Source organism: Xanthomonas sp. WHRI 7064 (assembly GCF_040202355.2).
Lineage (GTDB): Bacteria > Pseudomonadota > Gammaproteobacteria > Xanthomonadales > Xanthomonadaceae > Xanthomonas > Xanthomonas arboricola.
On the sequence record NZ_CP167821.1, the window covers coordinates 212,239 to 236,548 of the forward strand.

Genomic DNA, 24,310 nt, shown 5'->3' on the forward strand with positions numbered 1-24,310 from the left:
GAGTGATGACAGCAGTGACCAATCGATGGGATCCCGGCGCAACCCGCGCCCTGGCCGAGGCACGCCATGGCGACGCATTCGCCATCCTGGGCGCGCACCCGACCGACAGCGGTCGGCTGCTGCGCACCTATCAACCGGGTGCCGACTACGTCAATGCCGTGCTCGACGATGGCAACGTCATCGCGCTGGAGGCAGGCCCGGAGCCGGGCCTGTTCGCCGGCGCGTTGCCGGCGCAGGGCGGCTACCGCCTGCGCATCGGCTGGCCCGGCGGCGAGCAGGACACCGCCGACCCGTATGCGTTCGGCCCGCAGCTCAGCGACTTCGACCTGCACCTGATCAGCGAAGGCCATCATCTGCAGTTGGCCGACGCGCTCGGCGCCAACGCGATCGAAGTCGATGGCGTGCGCGGCACGCGCTTTGCGGTGTGGGCACCCAATGCCACGCGCGTGGCGGTGGTGGGCGACTTCAACAGTTGGGACGCGCGCCGGCATCCGATGCGGCTGCGGCACCAGTCCGGCGTGTGGGAACTGTTCGTGCCCGACGTCGGCCCGGGGGCGCATTACAAGTACCAGCTGCGCGGCCCGCATGGGAACGAGTTGCCGGCCAAGGCCGACCCGGTGGCGCGGCGTGCCGAGCTGGCGCCGGGCACCGCCTCCATCGTGGCCGATCCCACCCCGCATCAGTGGAGCGATGACGGCTGGATGGCCACGCGCGCGCGTCGGCAGGCGCACGACGCACCGATGAGCATCTACGAGATCCATGCCGGCTCCTGGCTGCGCGAGGAAGGCGTGGACCTGGACTGGGATGGCCTGGCCAACCGCTTGATTCCGTACGTGGCCGATATGGGCTTCACCCATGTCGAGCTGATGCCGGTGACCGAGCATCCGTTCGGCGGCTCGTGGGGCTATCAGCCGCTGGGCCTGTTCGCGCCGACCGCGCGCTTCGGCTCGCCGGATGGCTTTGCCCGCTTCGTCGATCGCTGCCACCGCGAAGGCATCGGCGTGATCGTCGACTGGGTACCGGCGCATTTCCCCACCGACGCCCACGGCTTGGCGCATTTCGACGGCACCGCGCTGTACGAACATGCCGACCCGCGCGAAGGCTTCCACCGCGACTGGAATACGCTGATCTACAACCACGGGCGGCGCGAGGTGTCCGGGTTCCTGATCGCCAGTGCGCTGGAGTTCCTGCAGCGCTTCCACGTCGACGGCCTGCGCGTGGATGCGGTGGCCTCGATGCTGTACCGCGACTACAGCCGCAATGCCGGCGAGTGGGTGCCCAACATCCACGGCGGGCGCGAGAACTACGAGACCATCGCCTTCCTGCGCCGGCTCAACGAGGTGGTGCGCGAGCACACCCCGGGTGCGGTGATGATTGCCGAGGAATCCACCGCGTTCCCCGGCGTCACTGCTGATGTGGCGCACGGCGGCCTGGGCTTCCACTACAAGTGGAACATGGGCTGGATGCACGACACCCTGCATTACGCCGCACTGGATCCGATCTACCGCCGTTATCACCATGGCGAGCTGACCTTCAGCATGGTCTACGCGTATTCGGAGCGCTTCGTGCTGCCGATCTCGCACGACGAAGTGGTGCACGGCAAGGGCTCGTTGCTCGGCCGCATGCCGGGCGACGACTGGCAGCGCTTTGCCAACCTGCGTGCCTACCTGGGTTACATGTTCACCCATCCGGGGCGCAAGTTGCTGTTCATGGGCTGCGAATTCGGCCAGCCCACCGAGTGGAACCACGACGGCGGCATCCCCTGGCATCTGCTCGACGACCCGCGCCATCGCGGCGTGCAGACCCTGGTGCGCGATCTGAATCGGCTGTATGTCGAATACCCCGCGCTGCACGCGCAGGACGACGACCCGGCCGGGTTTGCCTGGGTGGTCGGCGATGACGCAGCCAACAGCGTGGTCGCGTTCCTGCGCAAGGCAAAGCGCGGCGATGCGCCGGTGCTGGTGGTGATCAACTTCACCCCGATCGTGCAGCACGGCTACCGCATCGGCGTGCCGCAAGGCGGCCAGTGGCGCGAGGTGTTCAATAGCGATGCCGGCATCTACGGCGGCGCGAATCTGGGCAATGGCGGTGTGGTGAGCGCCGAGCAGCAGTCCATGCATGGTCATGCGCAATCCCTGCCGCTGTTGTTGCCGCCGCTGGGCGTCATCGTGCTGACGCCGCAGGGCTGATGCAGCACACACAGCGCCGGACCGCTGGTCCGGGGCTGTGGCACCTGTTAGATTGCGCGCCGTAGAGCGGCCAACACCTCGCTGCGCCCACCCACCGGGCGGTACAGCAGGGGTGCCACCCGCTACTTAGGCGGCCCGGGGAGGGCTGCCGGGCACAGCCGCCGCCATGCCTTCCGTCGACCGTGTGTACGGGAGTGTTGTGCGTGGGCGTTTTGATGGCTGTGGTTTCTTCGATGGTTGATCCGTTTGTCCATGTTGTGCGCATCGCTGGATGCGCGCATGCACTGGTGTGGGTTACATATTCGCTGTGTGCCGGCGCGCAAGGTGGCGGCGCGCGGCCAGCGCAGCTCGGTGTGTTGCGTTTCTCCGCTTCGACGCGGGCGCAGGCATGAGCGGTTTGATGACCTGGTGCTACCTGCTCACCGCTGCGGCGTCGGCGCTGGCGTTCTATCTGGCAACACGGCATCAACGCCTGTGGCCGCAGCGCCGGCTGTCGGCGCGCGCGCTACGCATCGGCGCCAGCGCATTGCTGCTGCTGTCGCTGGGTTGCGCCATGCAGGCCTTGGGCACCTGGGCCGGCATCTTCGCCGCAGTGACTGCGCTGATGCTGGTGGCGGTGGCGCTGCCGTATCTGGATGCCTGGCAGCAGGCGCGTACGCAACGCAGGCAGGTGCGCCATGTGGGCTAGATGGCTGGCTGCAGTGATGCTGGGTCTGCCGCTGGCGGTCGGCGTGGTGGGCCTGTGCGCCCTGTTGCTGCCGGGGCCGCAGCAGAGCTACACGCTGGCGTGGTTGCTGCTGATGTTTCCGGCCTGGGTGGGCGCGATGGCGCTGCCGTTCGTGTTCCGTCGCGCATCGCGCGCCTGGGGCGTGCTCGGCGGGCTGACGCTGCTGTGCTACCTCGCGCTTGCAGGCATCAAGGCATTGGGTTGGACGGAGCTGGGCGCATGAAAGCATCGACCTTGCGCGCGTTTCTGTCGGTCCACAGCTGGATGGGTCTGTTGGCGGGCATGGCCTTGTTCATCGCCTTCTACGCCGGCGCCATCACCGTGTTCACGCATGAACTGAGCGGCTGGCAGACCACGCCGCCTGTCACACAGCCTGCGCCGGCAGATCCTGTCGCCGCCACGCAGACCTTGCTGGATGCGGTGATCGCCCGGCATCCGCAGGTGGCCGAATCCTTCCTGGTGCTGCTGCCCGGCGAGCACGGGCCGACTCCGCGGCTGTACTGGTATGGGCCGCAGGCCGAGGCCAGTGGCGGCATGCGGCAGTATCAACAGGCCGCCGATGGCCGCCTGCTGGAATTGCCGCAGCGCGTGGGCTTTGCCGATTTCCTCTACGACCTGCACTTCACCGCCGGCCTGCCACGCGTGTTCGGCACCTATCTGTTCGGTGTGGTGAGCGTGCTGTACGGGCTGGCGTTGCTCAGCGGGGTGGTGCTGTACGCGCCGGTGTTCTTCAAGGACCTGTTCGCGCTGCGGCCGGGCCATAACCTCAAGCGGCTGTGGCAGGACGCGCACAATGTGGTCGGCATGTTGTCGCTGCCGTTCCATGTGATCTTTGCCTGGTCCGGCGCGGTGTTGTGCCTGGGCGTGCTGTTGCTGGCGCCGTTCCAGTTCCTGGTGTTCGACGGCAAGCTGATGCAGATCCTGGCGCCGGAGTTCGAACTCACCCCGCATGTGCAACCTGCCAGGCGTGCGGCGCCGGTGTTGCCGCTGGCGGTGCTGCTGGACAAGGCGCGCGCAGCCAGCCCGGGCTTGGTACCGGAGAGCATCGGGTTCCATGATGCAGGCGATGCCAATGCACGCGCGGAAGTGTATGGCCACAACGATCAGCGCCGCCTCAACACACTCGGTGGCGTGGCATTGGACGCGGCAACCGGCCAGGTCCTGCGCGTGCTCGAACCAAGAACAATGTCGCCAGGCACCTCCGCCTTGCGCGGGCTGCAAGGGCTGCACTTCGGCAATTTCGGGCATGCGCCGGTGCAGTGGCTGTATTTCCTGCTTGGGTTGGGCGGTGCGTTCCTGTTCTACAGCGGCAACCTGTTGTGGATCGAAACACGCCGCAAGCGTCGGCTGGTGGATCAACCGCGCCGCACGCACGCGATGGCACGCCTGACCATCGGCGTCTGCCTGGGCAGCGTCGCCGGCATCTCGGCCTTGTTCATCGCCGCACGCCTGCTTGCGCAAGGACAGGAGCGTTATGTCTATTACGCGGTCTTTGCGGCCGTGCTGGTGTGGGCGCTGGTCCGCCCCACCGCACGTGGTGCGTACGAGGTGTTGCTGGCCTGTGCTGTCCTCACGGCGCTGATTCCGCTGGCTAGCTGTGTTTCCGCGAGTGGCGTGGTGCTGCCGTGGCAGGACGCAACGGTGCTGGTCGTGGACCTGATCGCCTTGGCATTGGCATGTGCGTACTGGCAACTGGCGCGTGCGAGCAGGCGGCGCGGGCTGCAGGGCGATCCCAACAGCGTCTGGGCGTGGAAGCGCGCGCAACGCGCTGAGTCGACGCACTGACGCGATTGATGCCTGGCACGCCACGGTGTGCCAGGCATCAGCTGCAGCGGAGCGCTTGGTCGCTGACCATGCGGCTGGCCCGACAACCTGGCCCGTTGACGCGACGGCATCGCCGGGCAGTGCATCCTGATCGCCCGCCACCTTCACCCACACCCGATGACGGCTGCCGTCTTACGCATTGGCCTGATCTCCGACACGCACGGCGTGCTGCGGCCCGAGGCCGTGGTTGCGTTGCAGGGCTGCGCGGCGATCATCCATGCCGGCGATGTAGGCAAGCCGGAGATCCTCGCCGCGCTGCAGGCGCTGGCACCGTTGCATGCGATCGCCGGCAATATTGATAACAAGCCATGGGCAGCGCAGCTTCCGCAAACGCTGGATCTGCTGATCGCAGGCGTGCGCATCCATGTGTTGCACGATCTGAAAACGCTGGCAGCGGATGTTGCTGCCGATGTGATCATCAGTGGGCATTCGCACAAACCGTCGATACAGACGCACGACGGTGTGCTGTACATCAATCCGGGCAGCGCCGGCCCGCGTCGCTTCAGCTTGCCGATCAGTATGGGCACGCTGTGGCTGGGCGATGGTCCGCCGCGTGCGCAGCTGCAGCTGCAGCTGCTGGAAATACGCTGACGGAAGTTGGATTCCGTGCAACAAAGACTTGTGCAGGGATCTGGAGCGGCCAGCAAAAGACTGCGCGGGCGTCAGGCGGGCACGGTCGCTGCCCGGAATCGGCATGTGCCATGCGTGCACTACGCTTCTGAGCGCGCCGTCCGCACCCACCTGAAGATCGCTACGTTTTGTTAGCCGCTTTTAGACAATGCAGTGCGATGAAATGCATCGGCCCGGCACACAGGCCACTTCCGCATATCGTGAGCATGCGGTGCATGCGATGACCGCCAGCAGCGACCGCTGACAACCAGTGCTGACGTGCCTGCTTGTCCAAACCCGCACGTGAGTTGTTCGTTGCCTGCATGTGTACGCTCGCGACCCCTGCGCTGACCTTGTCTGCACGCAGGCGGGACCATCCTTGTGTATCGAGTCGCCGCAAGGATTTCCCCCATGAATACCCGTCGCCAGTTCCTTTCCGCCGCCGCTGCCGGCACCGCCGCATTGGCCGCCGCCCCGTTGTTGGCACAGACCTCCGCACCGGGCAGCGTGATGCCCACGCGCGGCAAGGCCGCCGCATCGGCGTTGCCGACCAATCCCGCAAGCAAGGGCGCACGCTATCGGCCCTCGAGTCGATTGGGCTTTGGTGGCGTGGCGATCGGCAATGGCTTTGCGCCCACCAGCGATGCGCAAAGCGAAGCGACCCTGGCTGCGGCGTGGGAGTCGGGCGTGCGGTACTTCGATACCTCGCCGTGGTACGGCCTGGGCCTGTCCGAGCGCCGTACCGGGCACCATCTGCACAATCACGCTGCAGACCACTATGTGTTGTCGACCAAGGTCGGGCGCCTGCTGACCGCCACCGACAAACCGCCGAAGACGATGTGGCAGCAGCCGTCCCCCTTCGACTATCGCTACGACTACAGCGCCTCCGGCGTACGCCGCTCGATCGAAGACAGCCTGCAGCGGCTAGGCGTGTCGCAGATCGATATCGCCTACATCCACGATCTGTCGCCGGAGAACGAGAAAGACCTGGGCATGCCGTGGGAACAGCGCTTTTCCGAAGCGGTGAAAGGCGCGATGCCCGAGCTGACCAAGATGCGCAAGGAGGGCTTGATCAAGGCCTGGGGCTTTGGCGTCAATCGCCCCGAGCCGGCCCTGCGTGCGATCGAAGAGGCCGATCCGGATATCTTTCTGCTGGCCTGCCAGTACTCGCTGCTCGATCACGCGCAGGCGCTGCACGACACCTTCCCGAAGATCGCAAAGCATGGCGCGTCAGTGGTGGTCGGCGCGCCGCTGTTGGCGGGCTATCTGGCCGGGCGCGAGCGTTATCTCTACGACGGCACCGTGCCGGAATGGGCGCCGGCCAAGCGCCAGAAAGCACTCGCCATCTGCGAGCGCCACGGCGTGGATCTGCGCACGGTCTCGCTGCAGTTTGCCGCCGCGCCGAAGGTGGTGTCCGCGGTGATTCCGGGTGCACGCACGGCCGAGCAGGCGCATGCGAATGCGGCCTCGATGCGCGTGGCGATTCCGGCAGCGGTATGGGAAGAGCTCAAGCGCGAGCAGGTGATCGAAGCGGATGCACCGGTGCCTGTGCGGGGCTGAGGCTCACACGTGGTGGGTGCATCGCAAACGCCTGCGCTTGCGATGCACCACGTCACGCAGCAGGCGTCACCTCACCCATCACGGAATCAACAGCGGCCGCAACGCAGGGACCTGTTTGGCCAGCTCGTCGGCGACAATCGCCGCGAACAGATCGGCACCTTCGGCACCCAGATGGGTGTAGTCGAATGCCAACTTGGCCTGGCCCATCGGCTCGGCACTGGCGTTGTCCTGTGCACGCGCAGTGGCGACAGCAGGCGTGGCGGGCGTCGATGTGGTCTGCGCCGGGGTCTTGCCGATGGTGGTGCCCGATTGCGCGGCTAGCACCTGCTCTGGGTCGGCCGGCCGCTGCGCCAGGCGCATTGCCAGCACCGGGCCCATGCCTTGCACCAGGGCGCGGCTGCGCGCGTGCAGGTCGATCAACGGCACCTGCAATTCCTGCGCGAGCGTGCGCGTGGCCTCGGCCCAGGGCGCCAGATCGTCCAGCAACTGACCGCGCGCGAACTGCCGCCGCGTCAACGGCGTGACCAGCACCGGAATCGCACCGGCAGCACGCGCCTCGGCCACATAGCGGCGCAGGTTGGCGGGGAATTCGGTCGCCAGGTCGGTGGAACGCCCCGGCTTGCCCGGTTGATCGTTGTGGCCGAACTGGATCAGCACATACACCTGGCGATACCCGCCGCTGCGCAGCTCGTGCAACGCGATGTCCCACGAACCTTCGGCACGGTAGTTGGACGTGCTGCGGCCGCCGCGCGCCAGATTGAGGCAGCTCAGAAACGAGGTCACATGCTGTGCGCAAAAGCTCGGTCCCCAGCCGCCCTGCACGGCGGTGGTGGAGTCGCCGACCAGCACGATCTTGCTGACCGCAAGCGCGGGCGCAGCGACTGGCGAATTTCGCGCAGCGGCGGTGGAGGCCGATGCCCTGGATGCGCGCGGCGTGCCGATCTGCGCGGCAGCGGCCGCATCGGCAAACATCAGGCAGGCAGCGGCCAGCGCTGTCAGCAGCATCGGTGCAACAAAAGAGTACTTACGCATGCATCACCTCGAAAACGACTGAACCACGGCTGCGCGCTCGCCGGAATAGGGGGCGGCCAGCGCTGCGGAATTGGCGTGTCCTGCGCAGACATTCCGGTCTGGAACGTTCGTACCCGTGTGGCGCCCGCACACCACGTGCTGATCGCCCCGCCGGAACGAAAGCGTTCAGAACGTACCGCGCTGGATGAAGGGCGCCTGCTGGTAGAGCCGCCGTTCGCCACCGCGCGGGTCGTTGTCCATCCGGCTCGGCACATCGAACAGCAACGTGTCGCGGTGCTGCAGCGAGTACTGGCGCCAGCGTGGCAGGCCGCGATGATTCGGGTCGCCACTGCGTGCGAAGGCGAGCAGCGCCTCGCTCATCTGCTCGGCCATGCGCTGCGCAGCGGCGCCGTCGCCGGTGCGCGAGCCGGGCTGCGCAATGGTGTCGAAGACCAGCGGGATATCCAGCGTGTGGAAGGCGCCGAACTTACCGCCGTCCAACGGCGAGCCCCAGTCCAGCTGATACACCCAGGTCGGTGCGCCCTGGCGTGCACGCGCCTCGGCCTCCTCGACCGCGCCGCGCCACGAGCGGCCCGCCGTGGTCGCGGCAAAGAACACGTCCGATGGCGAGTACTGCGGATACAGCCGGCGATATTCGGCAATCACCACCTGCGGCAGCAGGTCGACGTACTGCTGGCTTTCCAGCCTGGCCGGCAGCTCGTCCCAGCTCAACGCAAAGTTCTTCGCGTCGTTGCCGAGAAACGCGCGCGTCTCGTCGCGGGTATTGCCGATCACCAGCGGAATCCTGGCCGATTGCAGTGGCGCGGTCGGCCAGAACGGATGCACCGGCACATTGCGTGCATCCAGCACCGGGCCGAAGTACAGCGCGCTGTTTTCCACCCGCGAGGGGTCGCGCAGTTGCGCGGCAGCCAGCAGCTGCGCAACCGGCAGCGTGCGGATGCGCGCAAGCTCGCCGGGCGCGAGTTTCAAGGCATCCAGCAGCAACTGCGCACGCTGCGTGGCCGCACGCGGGCCGGCCACGGTGACCTGCTGCCCGCTCATGGTCCAGGCACGGTGGAACAGGCCACGCGCGGCCGGCATCGCCATCAGGGTGGCGATCTTGGCGCCGCCACCGGACTGGCCGAACACGGTGACATTGCCGGCATCGCCGCCGAATTCGCCCGCGTGCTGGCGCACCCACTGCAGTGCCTGGATCAGGTCCAGCTGCCCGGCATTGCCGGAGTCGGCAAAGCCGGCATCGCCCAGCTGCGCCAGCGACAGGTAGCCGAACAGGTTGAGCCGGTGATTGACGGTGATCACCACCACATCGCCGCGTTTGCACAGGCGCACGCCGTCGTACAGCGGGTCGCTGCCGGAGCCGGTGGTGTAGCCGCCGCCGTGGATATAGAACAGGATCGGGCGCTTGCCGCCATCGCGCAGGCCCGGCGTCCATACGTTGAGGAACAGGCAGTCCTCGCTGGTGGGTTCGCTGGCCTTGAGCTGCGGCGCAGCCGCCGCGTAGGCGCTGGCATCGCGCACGTCCTGCCATGGATTTTCCGGCACGGCTGCCTGGAAGCGCCGCGCGGCGGTATCGCCGCCGTACGGGATGCCCTTGAACACGCAGATGCCCTGGTCGCGATGACCGCGCAAAGCGCCGCCACGCACGCGTGCCAGCGGCGCGCTGGCCTCGCGCGGCGGCGGCGGGACGGCGGTGCCAGCAAAGCCGGGGAGCGCTGCGGCGGCAGTGGCGAGCAGGCCGCCACGCAGCAGCGTGCGTCGGCGCGCGTCGGGAGTGGACGGCGCTGTCATCGCGCCACGTCCTGCGCCGGTCCCGATGCAGCTGCCGGCGGCTGCGCCTTGGTGACATGCGCGATCCAGGCTTGTGCCAGCTGCGGCCAGGTGGCCACGGTCAGGCCGCTGCCGCTGGCGGTGCCGAAGCCATGGCCGCCCTGCGGGAAGACGTGCAGCTCGCTCGGCACGCCGGCGCGCAGCAGCGCGTCGTGCATCAGCAGGCTGTTGCGCACCGACACCACGGTGTCGTCCTGCGCATGCAGCAGAAAGCTGGGCGGGGTGCGTGCATCCACATGCAGTTGCGGCGAATACGCGCGCACCTGCACATCGGCTGGACTGCTGCCGAGCAGGCGCTCGCGCGAGCCGGGGTGCGCGTTGGCGCTGTCCATGTCGATGACCGGGTAGATCAGCAGCGCAAAATCCGGCCGCGCGTTCAGTGCATCGGCCGCATCCACCTTGGGGTAGACCTGCGCGGCGTAGCGGGTGGCCAGGCTGGCGGCGACATGGCCGCCGGCCGAGAAACCCATCACCCCGACCCGCTGTGTGTCGATGCCGTAGCGGGCGGCGTTGGCGCGGATCAGCCGCAGCGCGCGCTGTGCATCGGCCAGCGGCACGTCGGCGCCGTTCGGGTGGCCTTCGCCGGGCAAGCGGTAGCGCAGCACGAACAGGGTGATGCCGGCCTGGTCGACGAAGCTGGGCACCAGTGCGCTGCCCTCGTTGTCGAGCACGATGCGCTGGTAGCCGCCGCCGGGGGTGACCAGCAGGGCGGTGCCGTTCGGCCGCTTGGGCCGGTAGACCACCAGATACGGCGTGCTGATCTGCTGGATGTAGCGATCGGGCAGGGCCGGGTCGCTGCTGCGTTGGATGATGCGCTGTGGCTGCGTCAGCGGCTTGTCCCCCGGTGCCATCCCCTTGGGCCACAGCAGGATCCGGCTGGCCTGCTCGGCTGCGGTATCGGCGCCGGGCACCTCGGCTGCCAGCACTGGCGCGGCCAGCAGCGCTCCCACCATCACCACCACCGTCATGCACTGGCGCATGCGGCTCGAAAACGCGGCAAACACACGCGTCGGGCTTGTCTGTTCCATCCACCCCTCCCAGGGTTGCTTCGTTGCTGCGGCCAGTTTTGCCGCACTGCACATTGCCAATGACACCGGTTTACCATATACAGCACACCGTGCCACTGTCGATTGGCAGTGCAACAAAAACACCTATCAGGGAGACACCCTTGAGCAACGACGCCGCCACCCCACCATCCTCCACATCCTCGCTGTCGCAGATCGCCCAGCGCTTTGTGGAGGCACGCCGTGCAGGGGCATCGCTGCCGGACTTTCCAGGGCAGATCCCCGACGATCTGCTCACCGCCTACCAGGTGCAGGATATCGCCATCAGCCAGTGGGACGACCAGGTGGTCGGCTGGAAGGTGGGCTACATCGCCGCCGAGCGCCGCGATGCATCGGGCGACGAGCGCCTGCTGGGCCCGATCTTCTCGCACAAGCTCTGGAATGCTACCGGTGGAACAACCGAATTCCCGATCTACGAAGGCGGCTTCGGTGCGGTGGAGGCCGAGTACGTGCTGCGCCTGGACGCGGACGCGCCGGCCGAGCAGACCCACTTCACTCCTGACCAGGCGGCGCAGCTGCCGGCCACGCTGTTCATCGGCGTGGAAATCGCCAGCAGCCCGTTGGCCACGATCAACAAGCTGGGCCCGCGCGTGGTGATCTCCGACTTCGGCAACAACAACGGCCTGATCCTGGGGCCGGAAGTGACCGATTGGCTGGCGCGCGACGAATCCGCGCTGACCGCCGAAACCCTGATCGACGACCAGCTGGTCGGCACCGGCGGGGCCACCACGCTGCCGGGCGGCTTGCGCGCGGCCTACGCATTTGCGCTCAGTCGTTCGGCCCGGCGCGGGCGTCCGCTCAAGCGCGGTGATCTCATCGCCACGGGCAATGCCACCGGTATCCATGACATCGAAGTGGGACAGCATGCCCTGATTCGCTTCGCCGGCATCGGCGACATTTCCTGTACGGCTGTGTCCGCCAAGTAACGCCGGACCCAGTGACCAGACGCTTGGGAGGGCGCCAATGATCACACGCAGACATTTCCTCGGTGCCGGGCTCGGTGCCGCCGCGGCCGGCCCCTGGCTGGGCGCGGGTGCCACCACGCCGATTCCCGGCGGGCAGCTGCTGACCGCCACCGATGTGCATGTCGGCGACTACCCTACCGTGGAGGCGGTGCGGTGGTTCGGCAAGCAGCTGGAGCAACGCAGCAACGGCCGGCTCAAGCTGCGCCAGTACCACTCCGGCCAGCTGGGCCGCGAGTCCGAGGCGATCGACATGGCGCGCTTTGGCGCCATCGACATCACCCGGGTGTATTCGGGCGCGTTGAACAACACCTTTCCGCTGACCCAGGCGCTGTGCCTGCCGTACGTGTTCGACTCGGTGCCGCACCTGCGCCGCGCCATCGATGGCCATGTCGGCGACAGCGTGCTGCGCAGCTTCGAGCAGCGCGACCTGGTGGGCCTGGCGATCTACGATTCCGGTGCGCGTTGCTTCTACAACACCAAGCACCCGCTGCACCGCCCGGAAGATCTCAAGGGCCTGAAACTGCGCGTGGCCTCGTCGGACATCTTCCTCAAGCTGATGCGCATGCTGGGTGCCAACCCCACCCCGATGTCGCTGGGCGAGACGTTCTCGGCGATGGAAACGCACATGATCGACGGTGCGGAAAACAACATGCGTAGCTTCCAGTCCAGCCGGCATTTCGAAGCCGCGCATTACTGGTCGCAGAGCGAGCATTCCTATGCGCCGGACATCCTGGTGATGTCGCGGCAGAGTTTCGAATCGCTGCGCCCGGACGATCGCGCCCTGGTGGTGGAACTGGCACGCGCCTCGGTACCGGTGATGCGCAATCTGTGGGATGCCTCGGAGACCGTGGCGCGCAAGCAGGTGATCGATTACGGCGTCAAGCTCAATCAGGTCGACATGCCGGCGTTCCGCGCCGCCGCCGCGCCGCTGCTGGCCGAATACCGCAAGCAGCCGGAGATCGAAGCGCTGTACCGCCGCATCCGCGATTTTGCATAGAGGTGACCCGATGACCGAACCCGAGACCATCGCCGTCCCGGTCGCGCCGTTGCAGCGCGCGCTGGACCGCGTTTCCGATACCGCCGTTGGCGTGGCATCCATCGCGCTGCTGGGCCTGGTGGTCGTGCAGGGCTGGCAGGTGTTCACCCGCTACGTGCTCAACGACTCGCCCAGCTGGACCGAGCCGGTGACGCTGCTGTTGCTCAGCACCGCGCTGAGCCTGGGCGCGGCCGCCGGCGTGCATACCAACCGCCACTTCGGCTTCTATTTGCTGGGCGAACACGTGCCGCCGCTGGTGCGCAGGGTGTTCGACCTGATCCGCCCGTTGATGATCATGTCCATCGGTGCGGTGCTGGCGTGGTGGAGCGCGGCGCTGCTGCTCGATGGCCTGGACATCAAGATGGCCGGCGCGCAGATGCCGCAGAGCATCAACTACCTGCCGCTGTCGATCGGCGGTGCGCTGATGGTGATCTTTGCCTTGTACAAGCTGTGGCGTGTGCTGCGCCCGATCCAGGCCGGAGGAGTGCGCTGATGGGCATTGCGATGTTGTTGGGAACCTTCGTGGTGCTGCTGCTGATCGGCGTGCCGGTGGCGTATGCGCTGGGCGCGGCCGCACTGGCCACGCTGCTGTATCTGGACCTGCCCACGGTGGTGCTGGTGCAGCAGATTTCCGCCGGCAGCGGCTCGGCCTCGTTGATCGCCATCCCGTTGTTTATCTTCGCCGGCGAGCTGATGCTGCGCGGCGGTATCTCCGAACGCCTGATCGCGTTGGCCTCCTCGCTGGTGGGGCGCGTGCGTGGCGGCCTGGGCCAGGTCAGCGTGCTGTCGTCGCTGTTCTTCGGCGGGGTGTCCGGCTCGGCGATCGCCGACGTCTCGGCGGTCGGCGGCACCATGATCCCGCAGATGATCAAGCGCGGTTACGACCGCGACTACGCGGTCAACGTGAGCATGACCGCCGCGCTGGTGGCGTTGCTGGTGCCGCCTTCGCACAACCTGATCCTGTTCTCGGCCGCGGCCGGTGGCGGGCTGTCGATCGCCGATCTGTTCGCGGCCGGCATCTTCCCGGCGCTGCTGATGACCGCGGCGATGATGGTCACCGGTTATGCGGTGGCGCGCCATCGCGGCTACGGCACCGAGCCGTTCCCCGGCTGGCGCGCAGTGGCGCTGCGCCTGATCGGCGCGTTGCCGGGCCTGGGGCTGGTGGCGTTGATCTTCATCGGTATCCGTGCCGGCATCTTCACCGCGGTGGAGAGCGCGGCGATCGCGGTGGTGTACGCCTTGATCGTCACCGCGCTGCTGTATCGGCAGCTGCGGTGGGCCGAGTTCTTCGCCGCGGTGACGCATGCGGCGCGCACCACCGGCGTGATCCTGTTCGTGATCGCCACCGCGGCAGTGTTCGGCTGGTTGCTGGCCTACCTGCAGGTGCCGGCGGCGGCGGTGAAGTTCCTGCAGGCCATCGCCGACAGCAAGAACACGGTGCTGTTGATGATCGTGGTGATGCTGTTGCTGCTGGGCATGTTCATGGACCTGGCGCCGAAGATCCTGATCTGCACGCCGATCTTCCTGCCGGTGGTCAAGGCCTACGGCATCGACCCGATCCACTTCGGTCTGGTGATGGTGCTGGCCGGCGGCATCGGCCTGATCACCCCGCCGATCGGCTCGGTGCTGTTCATCGGCACCTCGATCGGGCAGATCACCATCGCCCAGAGCATGCGCACCATCTGGCCGTTCTGGCTGGCGGCGCTGGGTGTGCTGCTGATCGTGGCGTTCTTCCCCGAACTGTCGCTGTGGTTGCCACGCGCGCTGCGCGCGTAAGTGCCCGCGATCCCGACTGCGTCGGTCAGGCGGGCGTCGTCGGTGCATGGCAGCGGCCTGCACGGCGCGTGCGATGCGATGTCCGCACGCCGCGCCTCGCTCGACAAACGCCTGGCGACGTTACCGGCGCGCTGCCCGGCGTCGCTGCTGGCAGGTAGTTCCGCCTTCGTCCAGGCGGCCGACGCTCCAGGCGCTGGCCGCCGCATCGCCCCGCCGTGCGGGGACTAGGAGCAAGCATGCGTGTGCGTATCGCTTCAACCCGTTTGCGTTGGCTGCTGGCCGGCGGCCTGCTGCTGTGTGCCGGGCTCGCTGCCGCGGCCGACTGGAAGCGCGGCATCGAACACCAGCGCATCGCCGACCAGGGCGACGGCACCTTCCTCAACCCGGTGCTGGCTGGCGATCACCCCGACCCGTCGGTGCTCAAGGACGGGCAGGACTACTACCTCACGCTGTCCTCGTTCGATGCCTACCCGGGCCTGCCGATCTGGCATTCGCGCGATCTGGTCAACTGGCAGCCGCTGGGCCACGCCATCACCCAGAACGTCGGCGCGATCTGGGCGCCGGACCTGATCAAGTACGGCAAGCGCTACTACATCTACTTCCCGGCGCGCCGCGGCGACCAGGGCGAGCGCAGCAACTTCGTGGTCTGGGCCGACGACATCACCGGCCCGTGGAGCGCGCCGATCGACATCGGCCTGGGCAAGTACATCGACCCCGGCCACGCGGTGGGCGAGGACGGCAAGCGCTATCTGTTCCTGAGCGGCGGCGATTACGTGCAGCTGTCCGACGACGGGCTCAAGGTGGTCGGCACGCCCAAGCATGTCTACGACGGCTGGAAATACCCGGAAAGCTGGGACGTGGAAGGCTACGCGCAGGAAGGCCCCAAGATCACCCGCCACAACGGCTGGTACTACATGACCACCGCCGTCGGCGGCACCGCCGGCCCGCCGACCGGGCACATGGTGATCACCGCGCGTTCGCGCTCGATCCACGGCCCCTGGCAGAACGCGCCCAACAACCCGATCACCCGTACCAAGAGCGCCGACGAGCCGTGGTGGTCGCGCGGCCATGCCACCCTGGTGGAAGGCACCGACCAGCGCTGGTGGATGCTCTACCACGGCTACGAACACGGCTACTGGACCCTGGGCCGGCAGGCCTTGCTGGACCCGATCGAGTGGACCCCGGACGGCTGGTTCGTCGCCAAGGGTGGCGACCTGGGCACGCCGCTGAAAAAGCCCAGCGGGCAGGCCTTGCCGCATGGGCTGGCGCTGTCGGACGACTTCCGCGCCAGCACGCTGGGCCCGCAGTGGGCGTTCTTCAACCCGGCCGCCGACGAGGCCAAGCGGCTGCAGGTCGGCGATGGCGTGTTGCGCCTTCAGGGCAAGGGCAGCGCCCCGCGCAACGCCTCGCCGCTGACGGTGATCGCCACCGACCAGGCCTACCAGTTCGAGGTGCAGATGACCGTGGCGCCGGGCGGGCAGGGCGGGGCGCTGCTGTTCTACAGCGACAAGCTCTATGCCGGCGTGGGCAGCAATGGCGAGAACTTCGTCATGCACCGTTACGGCGAGGAACGCCCCGGCACGCTGGCCCCCAGTGCGACCGGTGGCACCCTGTGGCTGCGGGTCACCAACAACCGCCACATCGTCACCATCCACAGCAGCACCGACGGCACCACCTGGACCAAGTACCCGGTGCAGATGGAAGTGTCCGGCTACCACCACAACGTGGCCGGCAAGTTCCTGGCACTGAAACCGGCGCTGTATGCCGCCGGGCAGGGCCAGGTGGAGTTCCGCAACTTCCGCTACCGCGCCCTGGACTGACCGTTCTGCATCGCCGGGCATGCCGCCGCGCTGCCGGCTGCGGCGTGTCCGGCACGGCGGGTCCGGGGTGGCGGCAGGCTTCGCTCAAGTCTGCCGGCCGTCTGGCCGGTAGAATCCAATCAACTTCACTGGTTGACCGCTATGCCCGCCCGCAAGATGCCTGAAGAGGGAATGCCCGGCCTGCCGAAGGGCAAGGTAGCCACGATCAACGACATCGCGCGGATGTCGGGCGTGTCCAAGAAGACCGTGTCGCGGATCATCAACAACTCGCCGCTGGTGCGGCAGGACACCCGCGAGAAGGTCGAGGCGCTGATGCGCGAGGTCGGCTACGCGCCCGACCCGCTGGCGCGCGGGCTGGCGTTCCGGCGCTCGTTCCTGATCGGCATGGTCTACGACAACCCCACCGCGCAATACATCGTGGACATGCAGTACGGCGCGCTGGACGCGCTGCGCGGCTCCAGCTTCGAGCTGGTGGTGCACCCCTGCGACAGCCGCAGCCCCGGCTACATCGAAGGCGTGCGCCGCTTCGCCCAGGCGCAGAAGCTGCATGGCGTGATCCTGGTGCCGCGCGCCTCCGAGGACCAGGCGCTGGCCGACATGCTGGCCGAGATCGGCTGCCGCTACACCCGCATCGCCTCGGTCGCGCTGGACACCACCTCGCAGACGGTGATCACCCACGACCGCGACGGCGCCGCCGAGGCCGCCGATTACCTGCTCTCGCTCGGCCACCGCGACATCGCCCTGGTCACCGGCCCCAGCGCCTACCGTTCTTCGATCGAGCGCACCTCCGGCTTTGCCGACGCGCTGACCCGGCGCGGCATCGAACTGCCGCCCGAACGCATCGTCGAAGCCGGCTACACCTTCGAATCGGGCGTGGCCGCCGCCGAAAAGCTGCTGCTGGGCAAGAAGCGCCCCACCGCCATCTTCACCGGTAACGACGAAATGGCCGCCGGTATCTACAAGGTCGCGCTGCGCGCCGGCATCAGCATCCCGCGCCAGCTGTCGGTGATCGGCTACGACGACAGCTCGCTGGCCTCCCGCCTGTGGCCGCCGCTGACCTCGGTGCGCCGCCACACCCGCGACACCGGCCGCACCGCCGCGGCCATGCTGATCCAGCCCGACAACGCCCCGCAACTGCCCACCGCCAGCGTGCGCCCGCACCTGATCGTGCGCGACTCCTGCCAACCGCCGGAAGATTGAGCGAGGTCAAAGCCCAGGCAAGGGGACGCCAGGCGAGCAACAAAGCCCCTCTCTCGTCGGGGCGAGAAGGCACGGCTTGCGCGCCATGGGCGCGCGTGCCTTGGAGCGCCCGCGCCGCCAGCGCGGGGCGGGGGTTGGGGCGGCAGACAGCCATCTGAGAAAGCTCAGCCATGAGCTGAGGGCACATAGGCCTCCACCCGACCAATCAAGCCCCGCACCCAACACCACGTGCAGCCTCGTCCCCTCATCCGGCGCTTCCGCGCCACCTTCTCCCGAGGGGAGAAGGAATTCCCACGCTGCCACGCCGCCATGCGGCTATCGTGCACTGCGCAATGACACCGGTTAACCAGAGTCGGTAGAATGGCCTGGTGCAAGCCAATCCCCCCGCGCTTGGCACCGGAGATCGCGCATGTCCCTGTACTGCAAGACCCACTACGCCACCCATCCCGACGCCATCAAGGGCGCCAGCAACGACGACCTGCGCGAGCTCTATCTGCTCGATGGCCTGTTCGTCGACGATGCGGTCACGCTCAAATACACCCACTACGAGCGCTTCGTGCTCGGTGGCGCAGCACCGCTCGGCACCACGCTGGAACTGCCCAGGCAGACCGAACCGGCGTCTGCCGCCGGCCATCCGTTCCTGGAGCGCCGCGAGCTGGGCATCCTCAATGTCGGCGCCGGCACCGGCAGCGTGACCGTGGACGGCACCGTCTACACGCTCGGGCCGAAGGACGGCCTGTACGTGGCGATGGGCAGCACCGATGTCAGCTTCGCCTCGGACGATGCCGCCAACCCGGCCAGGTTCTATCTGGCCTCGACACCGGCGCATGCGCGTTTCGAGACCAAGCAACTGTCGATCAAGGATGCCGTGGCGCTGGAGCGCGGCGCGCTGGAAACCAGCAACGAGCGCACCATTTACCAGTACATCGTGCCGACCACCTGCCAGTCCTCGCAGCTGTTGCTGGGCCTGACCGTGCTCAAGCCGGGCAGCGTCTGGAACACCATGCCGCCGCATCTGCACGACCGCCGCAGCGAGGTGTATTTCTACTTCGATCTCGGCGCCAACGACCGCGTCTATCACTTCATGGGCGAGCCGGACGCGCAGCGCCATATCGTGATCCAGAACAACGAAGCGGTGGTGTCGCCGCCGTGGTCCATCCACATGGGCGCTGGTACCAGCAATTACGCCTTCATCTGGGCGATGGGCGGCGAAAACCTGGATTACACCGACATGCACGTGCTGGACATCTGCCAGCTCAAGTAAGGCCATGCGTGCCGGGCAGCACCGCACTCACCGCGTCGATGCGCTAGCGCCATCAACGCGCCAGTTCCACCCCATGCCAGCGGCCGCGCATCGCGCGGACGCACGCACTCATCCAACGTGGCACACCCAGCAGGAGCGATAAGGTAATGAGCAATCCGTTCAGTCTCGAAGGCAAGGTCGCACTGGTCACCGGTGCCAACACGGGCTTGGGCCAGGGCATCGCGCTGGCACTGGCGCAGGCCGGCGCCGACATCGCCGCCGCCGGCATCCAGGCGCCGACCGAGACCGAGGAACTGGTCAAGGGACTGGGCCGCCGCTTCGTCGCCATCCAGGCCAACCTGATCAGCGTCGAACCGGTCGAGCGCATCCTCAAGGAAACGCTGGACGGCCTGGGTCGCCTGGACATCCTGGTCAACAACGCCGGCCTGATCCGCCGCACCGACGCGGTGGATTTCAGCGAGCAGGATTGGGACGACGTGATGAACGTCAATCTGAAATCGGCCTTCTTCATGGCGCAGGCCGCCGGCCGCCATTTCATCGCCCAGGGCAGCGGCAAGATCATCAACATCGCCTCGATGCTGTCGTTCCAGGGTGGCATCCGCGTGCCGTCCTACACCGCCAGCAAGTCCGGCATCGCCGGCATCACCCGCCTGCTGGCCAACGAATGGGCGAGCAAGGGCGTGACGACCAATGCCATCGCGCCCGGCTACATGGCCACCGACAACACCGCCCAGCTGCGTGCCGACCAGGACCGCAACAAGGCCATCCTGGACCGCATCCCGGCCGCGCGCTGGGGCGTGCCGGCCGACCTCGGCGGCACTGCGGTGTTCCTGGCCAGCAGCGCCTCGGACTACGTCAACGGCGCCATCATCCCGGTGGACGGCGGCTGGCTGGCACGCTGAGTCAAACCCACCCGGTCCCTTCTCCCTCCGGGAGAAGGTGCCCGAAGGGCGGATGAGGGCCGGCAGGCACGTACATGACCAGACGCGTGCCGCAGCTCCGACAAGACCTTCAGCACCTGATCGCTCACCGACAAGGCACCTGAAAAGCGAAGCAAGACCGCATCCAGGCGCGCACACCAACCAACTCCACAGTCGACACACCTTCCCTAACCAATCGGAGCATCCCCATGAAAATCGCACTCATGAATGAGTTCAGTCAGGCCGGCAAGAACCCGGTGATCCTGCAGCAGCTCAACGACGTGGCCGGCGAGCAGGGCCACAGCGTCTTCAACGTCGGCATGGACGGCGACAACGACCACCGCCTGACCTACATCCACCTGGGCATCGTCGCCAGCCTGCTGCTGAACTCCAAGGCCGTGGACTTCGTCGTCGCCGGCTGCGGCACCGGCCAGGGCGCGATGATGTCGCTCAATGCGCATCCGGGCGTGTTCTGCGGCTATTGCATCGAGCCGACCGACGCCTACCTGTTCGCCCAGGTCAACAACGGCAACGCGCTGTCGCTGGCGTTTGCCAAGGGCTACGGCTGGGGCGCGGAAATCAACGTGCGCTACATCTTCGAAAAGGCCTTCAGCGGCGAGCGCGGCATGGGCTACCCGGCCGAGCGTCGCGAATCGCAGGCCGCCAATGCCGGCATCCTGACCCAGGTCAAGCAGGCCACCGCCAAGTCCTACCTGGAGGGCCTGCGCGCCATCGACCCGGAGCTGATCAAGCAGGCCGTGGGCGGCGAGCGTTTCCAGCAGTGCTTCTTCGACAATGCGCAGGACGCCGAGATCCGCAACTTCGTCGCCGGCGTGCTGGGCAAGACCGAAGCCACTGCAGTAGCTGCGTAACGGCCTAAAGCCCTAAAGCCCTAAAGCCCTCCTCCCGCGGGGTGAGAGGGCACTGTTCGCGCGCCACTGGCGCGCGTGCCTTGGAGCCCGCGCTGCCGGCGCGGGCCGGGGCGTGGAGCGGGGGGAGTGAGGCTGCGGCGGAAGACAGCTGCCCTGAACGGGGAGGCTTGAAAGGCTTGAGACGACAGTACGGCCGTCCAACATTTCCTATGCCGCCGCACCTCATCCGCCCTTCGGGCACCTTCTCCCAATGGGAGAAGGAACAGCGTCGCGTCGTTAGCATTGTTCCTGGAGCCCACCATGCGTCTGCTGCTGTTCGCATTGCTGCTGCTCTGCGCAAATAACGCCCGTGCCGATCCACACCGCATCTTTATCGCCGGCGATTCCACCGCCGCCGAATACGGTGCCGAGCGTGCGCCGCAGGCCGGCTGGGGCCAGATGCTGCAGGAGTGGTTCGACCCGGCGCAATGGCAGGTGCGCAACCACGCCAAGGGCGGCCGCAGCACCCGCAGTTTCATCGCCGAAGGGCGCCTGGACGCCATTGCCAAGGACCTCCGTGCCGGCGACGTGCTGCTGATCCAGTTCGGTCACAACGACGCCAAACACGAAGATCCAACCCGCTACACCGACCCGCAGGGCGACTATCAGCAGTTCCTGCGCCGCTATATCGCCACCGCGCGCGACAAGGGCGCCACGCCGATCCTGATCACGCCTGCTGCCCGTCTGCTCTACGACTTCGGCGCGCTGCTCGACACCCACGGCCGCTACACCCTGGCCATGCAGCAACTCGCTGCGCAGGAACACGTGGGCCTGATCGATCTCAACGCCAGTTCCAGCGACTGGATCCGTGCCCTCGGCGAACAGGCAGCCAGGCCGTACTTCCTGTTCGTTCCCGAACAAGGCAAAGCCGACGGCACCCACTTCAGCCGCGCCGGCGCCACCGCCGTGGCATGCCTGGTCGTGCATGGCTGGGTGCAGCTGCAACCCGCTCTCACGCCACAGTTGCGCCGCGATGCCGATTGCGGCGCCGCTCCCGACACCGCCATCCAACGCGCGGCGCAGGCGCATCCCTCGCTGGTGGTGCACGAACGCGATCTCGCCCGCGCGCAACCCGGCCCGCATGGCGGCGCCGGGCCGACCACGGCGTATCCGTTCTTCGCCGACGCACCGCAGTTGCCGTTCGTGCTGCGCAAGCGCGTGCTGCACAAGGGCGCCGGCATCGGCCTGCATCTGCACGACAAGGACGAGATCTATTACATCGTCAGCGGGCGCGGGCTGTACGCGCTGGATGGCAAGCAGTACCAGGTCACTGCCGGCGATGCGCTGCTGACGCGCCCGGGCAGCACCCATGCCTTGCAGCAGACCGGCGAGGAACCACTGGTGCTGCTATTGGCCTATCTCGCCAAGCCGGCAGGCTGAGCCGTCGCCCCGGAGCATCGCACCTGCCGGCACCGCAACTGCGCCGCCCCACCGCTGTACTACGGTGTCATTCGGTCCAAGCCGGCAGCCATCACTGCATATTGCGCAGCATGACCTTCGGCATGCTGGCAGGCGGCCTCGACCGGCGGCATGATCGGCCATCCCCAACCGCCCGACGCGCATGAAAACTCCCTGGTCGCTGCTGTGTGTACTCCTCACGCTGGCCGCTGGCGCAGTGGCCAGCCCGGCGCCAGCAGAGCCTGCTCCGGTTGCGCTGGACCTGGAGCTGGCACCGCACGCAGTCGAGAGCGAAGTGAGCACGGTGGAGGTGCGTCTGCGCCTGGCGACGCTTCGCGTTGCGCGCGGCGGCATCGTGGCGCAGCTGCCGATGCAGGTGGAAAACGTGGACACCGCTGCCGAGCACATCGCCGCGATCGAAGCCACCGATGCGCAGGGGACGGTGCAGCTAGCCGGGCGCGCGGCCACGGCGCAGGAAAGCGGTGACCAGGGCCCGCTGCGCGTCTGGATCGCGCCACGTGCGCTCAGCGGCCCGCTCAGCCTGCACTACCGTGTCCCGGCCAATGCGACCCGGCCGCCGCGCGGCCCGGCACCGCCAATTTCGTTCCGCAACGATGACCATGCCTTTTCTGCGCTGTCGAGCATGTTTCTGGCGCTGCCGCCGGAAGAACAAAGCTACGCGCTGACCATTCGCTGGGATCTGTCGCAGCTGCCCGACGGCGCCAAGGGAGTGAGCTCGTTCGGCCAGGGCACGGTGCAGGTCGCGCAGATCGACAACAACAGCTTGTCCGGCGTGTTCTTCATGGCCGGGGAGGTTGGGCGCTGGCCGGCGGTGCCGCGTGCGGACGGGTTCTCGGTCGCCTGGCAGGGGCAGCCGCCCTTCGATGCGGCCGCGTTGTCCGCGTGGGTGGGCAAGCTGCACGACCAGTTCGAGCTGCTGTTTCCGCAGCCCGCGCCCGCGCCCTACACGATCTTCCTGCGCTACAACCCGGTCAACGCCGGCGGCGGGACCGCATTGAACCAGTCCTTCGTCACCACCTACGGCGAAGGGGACGGAGCCGATCTGGACCTGATCAAGATCACCTTGTCGCATGAGATGTTCCATACCTACCAGCCGCACCTGTCCCGGCACGGGGCCGAGTCCACGACCTGGTTCAGCGAAGGCTCGGCGGTGTTTTACGAGGCGCTGCTGCCGCTGCGATTCGGCTTGCTCACTCCGCAGCAATTCCTGGATACGCTCAACATGACCGCGGCGCGTTACTACACCAATGCGCTGGGAAATCTGCCGAACGCACGCATCGATGAGGGATTCTGGAAGGACACCCGCATCCGCACGCTCGCCTACGACCGCGGCATGTTGTATCTGGCCACGGTGAACGATGCGCTGCGCAAGCGATCGCAGGGCAGGCGTTCGCTGGATGACCTGTTGCGTGCGCTGCTGGAGATCGGGCAGCAGCGCGAGGCAACCCAGGCCGATTGGGAGGCCTTGTTGAAAGCAGAGCTGGGCGACACGGCGGTGCAGGACTTCCACGCCTTCCTGGCCGGAACTGCGCCGCTGCCGGCATCGGATGCGTTCGGGCCGTGCTTCCGCAGGACCAGCAAGCCATTGCGGCGCTATGTGCTGGGATTCGAGCCGGCGGTGCTGGCCGAACCCAGGCGCATCGTGCGCGGCCTGATGGCGGAGTCTGCGGCTGCGCAGGCAGGAGTACGCAATGGCGACGAGATCGTGCGGCCGGTGCCGCAGGACGGCATCCAGGGTAATCAGGCCCAGCACCTGAAGCTGCGCCTGCGCCGCGACGGCAAGGAATTCGACGTGGACTATCTGCCACGCGGCGAGCAGGTGGACACTTGGCAATGGGAGCGCGTGGCGGGTGTGGACGATGCGCAATGCCGGCTGTGAGTCTGCGCGGCATCGCTTGCCGGCACCTGACCAACGTCGCGCAACGCACACGCACGCGTTGCAGCGTCGGCACCATCGCACTGCGGTGACAGTGCGGCAGAGCTGTCATCAGCGGCTGCAGATTGTCTGGATTGCAGGGCAGGCGGCGAGCCAGTAAGCCTTGCAATTGATCGCGCACGCAGCTGCGTTCCATGGCGCGCTCAGGCCTTGGATACGGCCGGCACCAGCAAACCACTGCACTGCGTAGCAACGTACCAATGCTGCGCATCAGCCTGGCTGATGCGCGTA

At 67.3% G+C, this 24,310-nt stretch carries 20 protein-coding genes and 1 other RNA gene; 18 read left to right on the forward strand and 3 right to left on the reverse strand.

What is annotated here, in order from left to right; all coding sequences use genetic code 11:
* The first annotated feature begins 5 nt into the window (after window positions 1-5).
* From glgB to ABQY74_RS00905, 7 genes are all read left to right on the forward strand, one after another.
* The gene (gene glgB, locus ABQY74_RS00875; protein ID WP_349792945.1) at window positions 6-2,189 is read left to right on the forward strand and encodes a 1,4-alpha-glucan branching protein GlgB; all 2,184 of its coding nucleotides are present in this window, start codon (window positions 6-8) and stop codon (window positions 2,187-2,189) included.
* Window positions 2,190-2,577: 388 nt separating this feature from the next.
* The gene (locus ABQY74_RS00880) at window positions 2,578-2,877 is read left to right on the forward strand and encodes a hypothetical protein (protein WP_104553765.1); all 300 of its coding nucleotides are present in this window, start codon (window positions 2,578-2,580) and stop codon (window positions 2,875-2,877) included.
* Window positions 2,867-3,139 carry a hypothetical protein gene (locus ABQY74_RS00885; protein WP_349792947.1) on the forward strand — a complete coding sequence of 91 codons (273 nt, stop codon included), beginning with the start codon at window positions 2,867-2,869 and terminating at the stop codon, window positions 3,137-3,139. Before ABQY74_RS00880 ends, ABQY74_RS00885 begins: the two co-directional genes overlap by 11 nt.
* Window positions 3,136-4,701: a PepSY-associated TM helix domain-containing protein gene (locus ABQY74_RS00890; protein ID WP_349792950.1), complete on the forward strand. Its 1,566-nt coding sequence runs from the start codon at window positions 3,136-3,138 to the stop codon at window positions 4,699-4,701. Before ABQY74_RS00885 ends, ABQY74_RS00890 begins: the two co-directional genes overlap by 4 nt.
* A gap of 156 nt (window positions 4,702-4,857) precedes the next feature.
* Entirely contained in the window at window positions 4,858-5,331 is a 474-nt protein-coding gene (locus ABQY74_RS00895) for a metallophosphoesterase family protein (RefSeq protein WP_349792952.1), read from the forward strand.
* Window positions 5,332-5,434: 103 nt separating this feature from the next.
* Window positions 5,435-5,507, forward strand: a non-coding RNA gene (locus ABQY74_RS00900) — sX9 sRNA.
* A 253-nt stretch (window positions 5,508-5,760) separates the two neighbouring features.
* Complete coding sequence (locus ABQY74_RS00905) at window positions 5,761-6,909, forward strand: aldo/keto reductase (protein WP_349792954.1); 1,149 nt, start codon at window positions 5,761-5,763, stop codon at window positions 6,907-6,909.
* 78 nt (window positions 6,910-6,987) lie between these two features.
* Here the strand turns inward: ABQY74_RS00905 and ABQY74_RS00910 are convergent, their stop codons facing one another.
* The 3 genes from ABQY74_RS00910 to ABQY74_RS00920 all read right to left on the reverse strand — a co-directional run bounded on the left by ABQY74_RS00910 (window position 6,988) and on the right by ABQY74_RS00920 (window position 10,796).
* Window positions 6,988-7,941: a rhamnogalacturonan acetylesterase gene (locus ABQY74_RS00910; RefSeq protein WP_349792955.1), complete on the reverse strand. Its 954-nt coding sequence runs from the start codon at window positions 7,939-7,941 to the stop codon at window positions 6,988-6,990.
* 165 nt (window positions 7,942-8,106) lie between these two features.
* Window positions 8,107-9,729: a carboxylesterase/lipase family protein gene (locus ABQY74_RS00915; protein WP_167705020.1), complete on the reverse strand. Its 1,623-nt coding sequence runs from the start codon at window positions 9,727-9,729 to the stop codon at window positions 8,107-8,109.
* The gene (locus ABQY74_RS00920; RefSeq protein WP_372470007.1) at window positions 9,726-10,796 is read right to left on the reverse strand and encodes an alpha/beta hydrolase; all 1,071 of its coding nucleotides are present in this window, start codon (window positions 10,794-10,796) and stop codon (window positions 9,726-9,728) included. Before ABQY74_RS00920 ends, ABQY74_RS00915 begins: the two co-directional genes overlap by 4 nt.
* Window positions 10,797-10,936: 140 nt before the next feature.
* Here ABQY74_RS00920 and ABQY74_RS00925 point away from each other — a divergent pair, with 140 nt between their 5' ends.
* The 11 genes from ABQY74_RS00925 to ABQY74_RS00975 all read left to right on the forward strand — a co-directional run bounded on the left by ABQY74_RS00925 (window position 10,937) and on the right by ABQY74_RS00975 (window position 24,022).
* On the forward strand, window positions 10,937-11,758 hold the full coding sequence (locus tag ABQY74_RS00925; protein ID WP_039514172.1) for a 2-keto-4-pentenoate hydratase: 822 nt from the start codon (window positions 10,937-10,939) through the stop codon (window positions 11,756-11,758).
* Window positions 11,759-11,795: 37 nt separating this feature from the next.
* Window positions 11,796-12,794, forward strand: coding sequence for a TRAP transporter substrate-binding protein (locus ABQY74_RS00930; protein WP_024939517.1), 999 nt, complete (start codon window positions 11,796-11,798; stop codon window positions 12,792-12,794).
* Between the two features lie 10 nt (window positions 12,795-12,804).
* Window positions 12,805-13,326 (forward strand): TRAP transporter small permease, encoded by a 522-nt coding sequence (locus ABQY74_RS00935; protein WP_349792957.1) that lies wholly within the window; start codon window positions 12,805-12,807, stop codon window positions 13,324-13,326.
* A complete protein-coding gene (locus ABQY74_RS00940; RefSeq protein ID WP_016901232.1) occupies window positions 13,326-14,609 on the forward strand; it encodes a TRAP transporter large permease in 1,284 nt (427 codons plus the stop codon). The genes ABQY74_RS00935 and ABQY74_RS00940 overlap by 1 nt, the downstream gene beginning before the upstream one ends.
* A 236-nt stretch (window positions 14,610-14,845) precedes the next feature.
* Window positions 14,846-16,429, forward strand: a complete 1,584-nt coding sequence (locus ABQY74_RS00945) for a family 43 glycosylhydrolase (protein WP_349792959.1) — start codon at window positions 14,846-14,848, stop codon at window positions 16,427-16,429.
* 141 nt (window positions 16,430-16,570) lie between these two features.
* The gene (locus ABQY74_RS00950; RefSeq protein WP_024939515.1) at window positions 16,571-17,629 is read left to right on the forward strand and encodes a LacI family DNA-binding transcriptional regulator; all 1,059 of its coding nucleotides are present in this window, start codon (window positions 16,571-16,573) and stop codon (window positions 17,627-17,629) included.
* A gap of 409 nt (window positions 17,630-18,038) precedes the next feature.
* Window positions 18,039-18,893, forward strand: coding sequence for a 5-dehydro-4-deoxy-D-glucuronate isomerase (gene kduI / locus ABQY74_RS00955; RefSeq protein ID WP_016901229.1), 855 nt, complete (start codon window positions 18,039-18,041; stop codon window positions 18,891-18,893).
* Window positions 18,894-19,039: 146 nt separating this feature from the next.
* Window positions 19,040-19,795, forward strand: coding sequence for a 2-dehydro-3-deoxy-D-gluconate 5-dehydrogenase KduD (gene kduD / locus ABQY74_RS00960; protein WP_016901228.1), 756 nt, complete (start codon window positions 19,040-19,042; stop codon window positions 19,793-19,795).
* Window positions 19,796-20,022: 227 nt separating this feature from the next.
* Window positions 20,023-20,685, forward strand: coding sequence for an RpiB/LacA/LacB family sugar-phosphate isomerase (locus tag ABQY74_RS00965; RefSeq protein WP_349792961.1), 663 nt, complete (start codon window positions 20,023-20,025; stop codon window positions 20,683-20,685).
* Window positions 20,686-20,985: 300 nt separating this feature from the next.
* The gene (locus ABQY74_RS00970; protein WP_349792963.1) at window positions 20,986-22,104 is read left to right on the forward strand and encodes a GDSL-type esterase/lipase family protein; all 1,119 of its coding nucleotides are present in this window, start codon (window positions 20,986-20,988) and stop codon (window positions 22,102-22,104) included.
* 181 nt (window positions 22,105-22,285) lie between these two features.
* Window positions 22,286-24,022 carry a peptidase M61 gene (locus ABQY74_RS00975; protein ID WP_349792965.1) on the forward strand — a complete coding sequence of 579 codons (1,737 nt, stop codon included), beginning with the start codon at window positions 22,286-22,288 and terminating at the stop codon, window positions 24,020-24,022.
* The last annotated feature ends 288 nt before the right edge of the window (window positions 24,023-24,310 follow it).

Excerpts from the sequence above, each read along its gene's own strand:
- glgB (WP_349792945.1), top strand. The coding sequence starts at position 6 with ATGACAGCAGTGACCAATCGATGGGATCCCGGCGCAACCCGCGCCCTG.
- ABQY74_RS00880 (WP_104553765.1), top strand. The coding sequence starts at position 2,578 with ATGAGCGGTTTGATGACCTGGTGCTACCTGCTCACCGCTGCGGCGTCG.
- ABQY74_RS00885 (WP_349792947.1), top strand. The coding sequence starts at position 2,867 with ATGTGGGCTAGATGGCTGGCTGCAGTGATGCTGGGTCTGCCGCTGGCG.
- ABQY74_RS00890 (WP_349792950.1), top strand. The coding sequence starts at position 3,136 with ATGAAAGCATCGACCTTGCGCGCGTTTCTGTCGGTCCACAGCTGGATG.
- ABQY74_RS00895 (WP_349792952.1), top strand. The coding sequence starts at position 4,858 with ATGACGGCTGCCGTCTTACGCATTGGCCTGATCTCCGACACGCACGGC.
- ABQY74_RS00905 (WP_349792954.1), top strand. The coding sequence starts at position 5,761 with ATGAATACCCGTCGCCAGTTCCTTTCCGCCGCCGCTGCCGGCACCGCC.
- ABQY74_RS00910 (WP_349792955.1), bottom strand. The coding sequence starts at position 7,941 with ATGCGTAAGTACTCTTTTGTTGCACCGATGCTGCTGACAGCGCTGGCC.
- ABQY74_RS00915 (WP_167705020.1), bottom strand. The coding sequence starts at position 9,729 with ATGACAGCGCCGTCCACTCCCGACGCGCGCCGACGCACGCTGCTGCGT.
- ABQY74_RS00920 (WP_372470007.1), bottom strand. The coding sequence starts at position 10,796 with ATGGAACAGACAAGCCCGACGCGTGTGTTTGCCGCGTTTTCGAGCCGC.
- ABQY74_RS00930 (WP_024939517.1), top strand. The coding sequence starts at position 11,796 with ATGATCACACGCAGACATTTCCTCGGTGCCGGGCTCGGTGCCGCCGCG.
- ABQY74_RS00935 (WP_349792957.1), top strand. The coding sequence starts at position 12,805 with ATGACCGAACCCGAGACCATCGCCGTCCCGGTCGCGCCGTTGCAGCGC.
- ABQY74_RS00940 (WP_016901232.1), top strand. The coding sequence starts at position 13,326 with ATGGGCATTGCGATGTTGTTGGGAACCTTCGTGGTGCTGCTGCTGATC.
- ABQY74_RS00945 (WP_349792959.1), top strand. The coding sequence starts at position 14,846 with ATGCGTGTGCGTATCGCTTCAACCCGTTTGCGTTGGCTGCTGGCCGGC.
- ABQY74_RS00950 (WP_024939515.1), top strand. The coding sequence starts at position 16,571 with ATGCCCGCCCGCAAGATGCCTGAAGAGGGAATGCCCGGCCTGCCGAAG.
- kduI (WP_016901229.1), top strand. The coding sequence starts at position 18,039 with ATGTCCCTGTACTGCAAGACCCACTACGCCACCCATCCCGACGCCATC.
- kduD (WP_016901228.1), top strand. The coding sequence starts at position 19,040 with ATGAGCAATCCGTTCAGTCTCGAAGGCAAGGTCGCACTGGTCACCGGT.
- ABQY74_RS00965 (WP_349792961.1), top strand. The coding sequence starts at position 20,023 with ATGAAAATCGCACTCATGAATGAGTTCAGTCAGGCCGGCAAGAACCCG.
- ABQY74_RS00970 (WP_349792963.1), top strand. The coding sequence starts at position 20,986 with ATGCGTCTGCTGCTGTTCGCATTGCTGCTGCTCTGCGCAAATAACGCC.
- ABQY74_RS00975 (WP_349792965.1), top strand. The coding sequence starts at position 22,286 with ATGAAAACTCCCTGGTCGCTGCTGTGTGTACTCCTCACGCTGGCCGCT.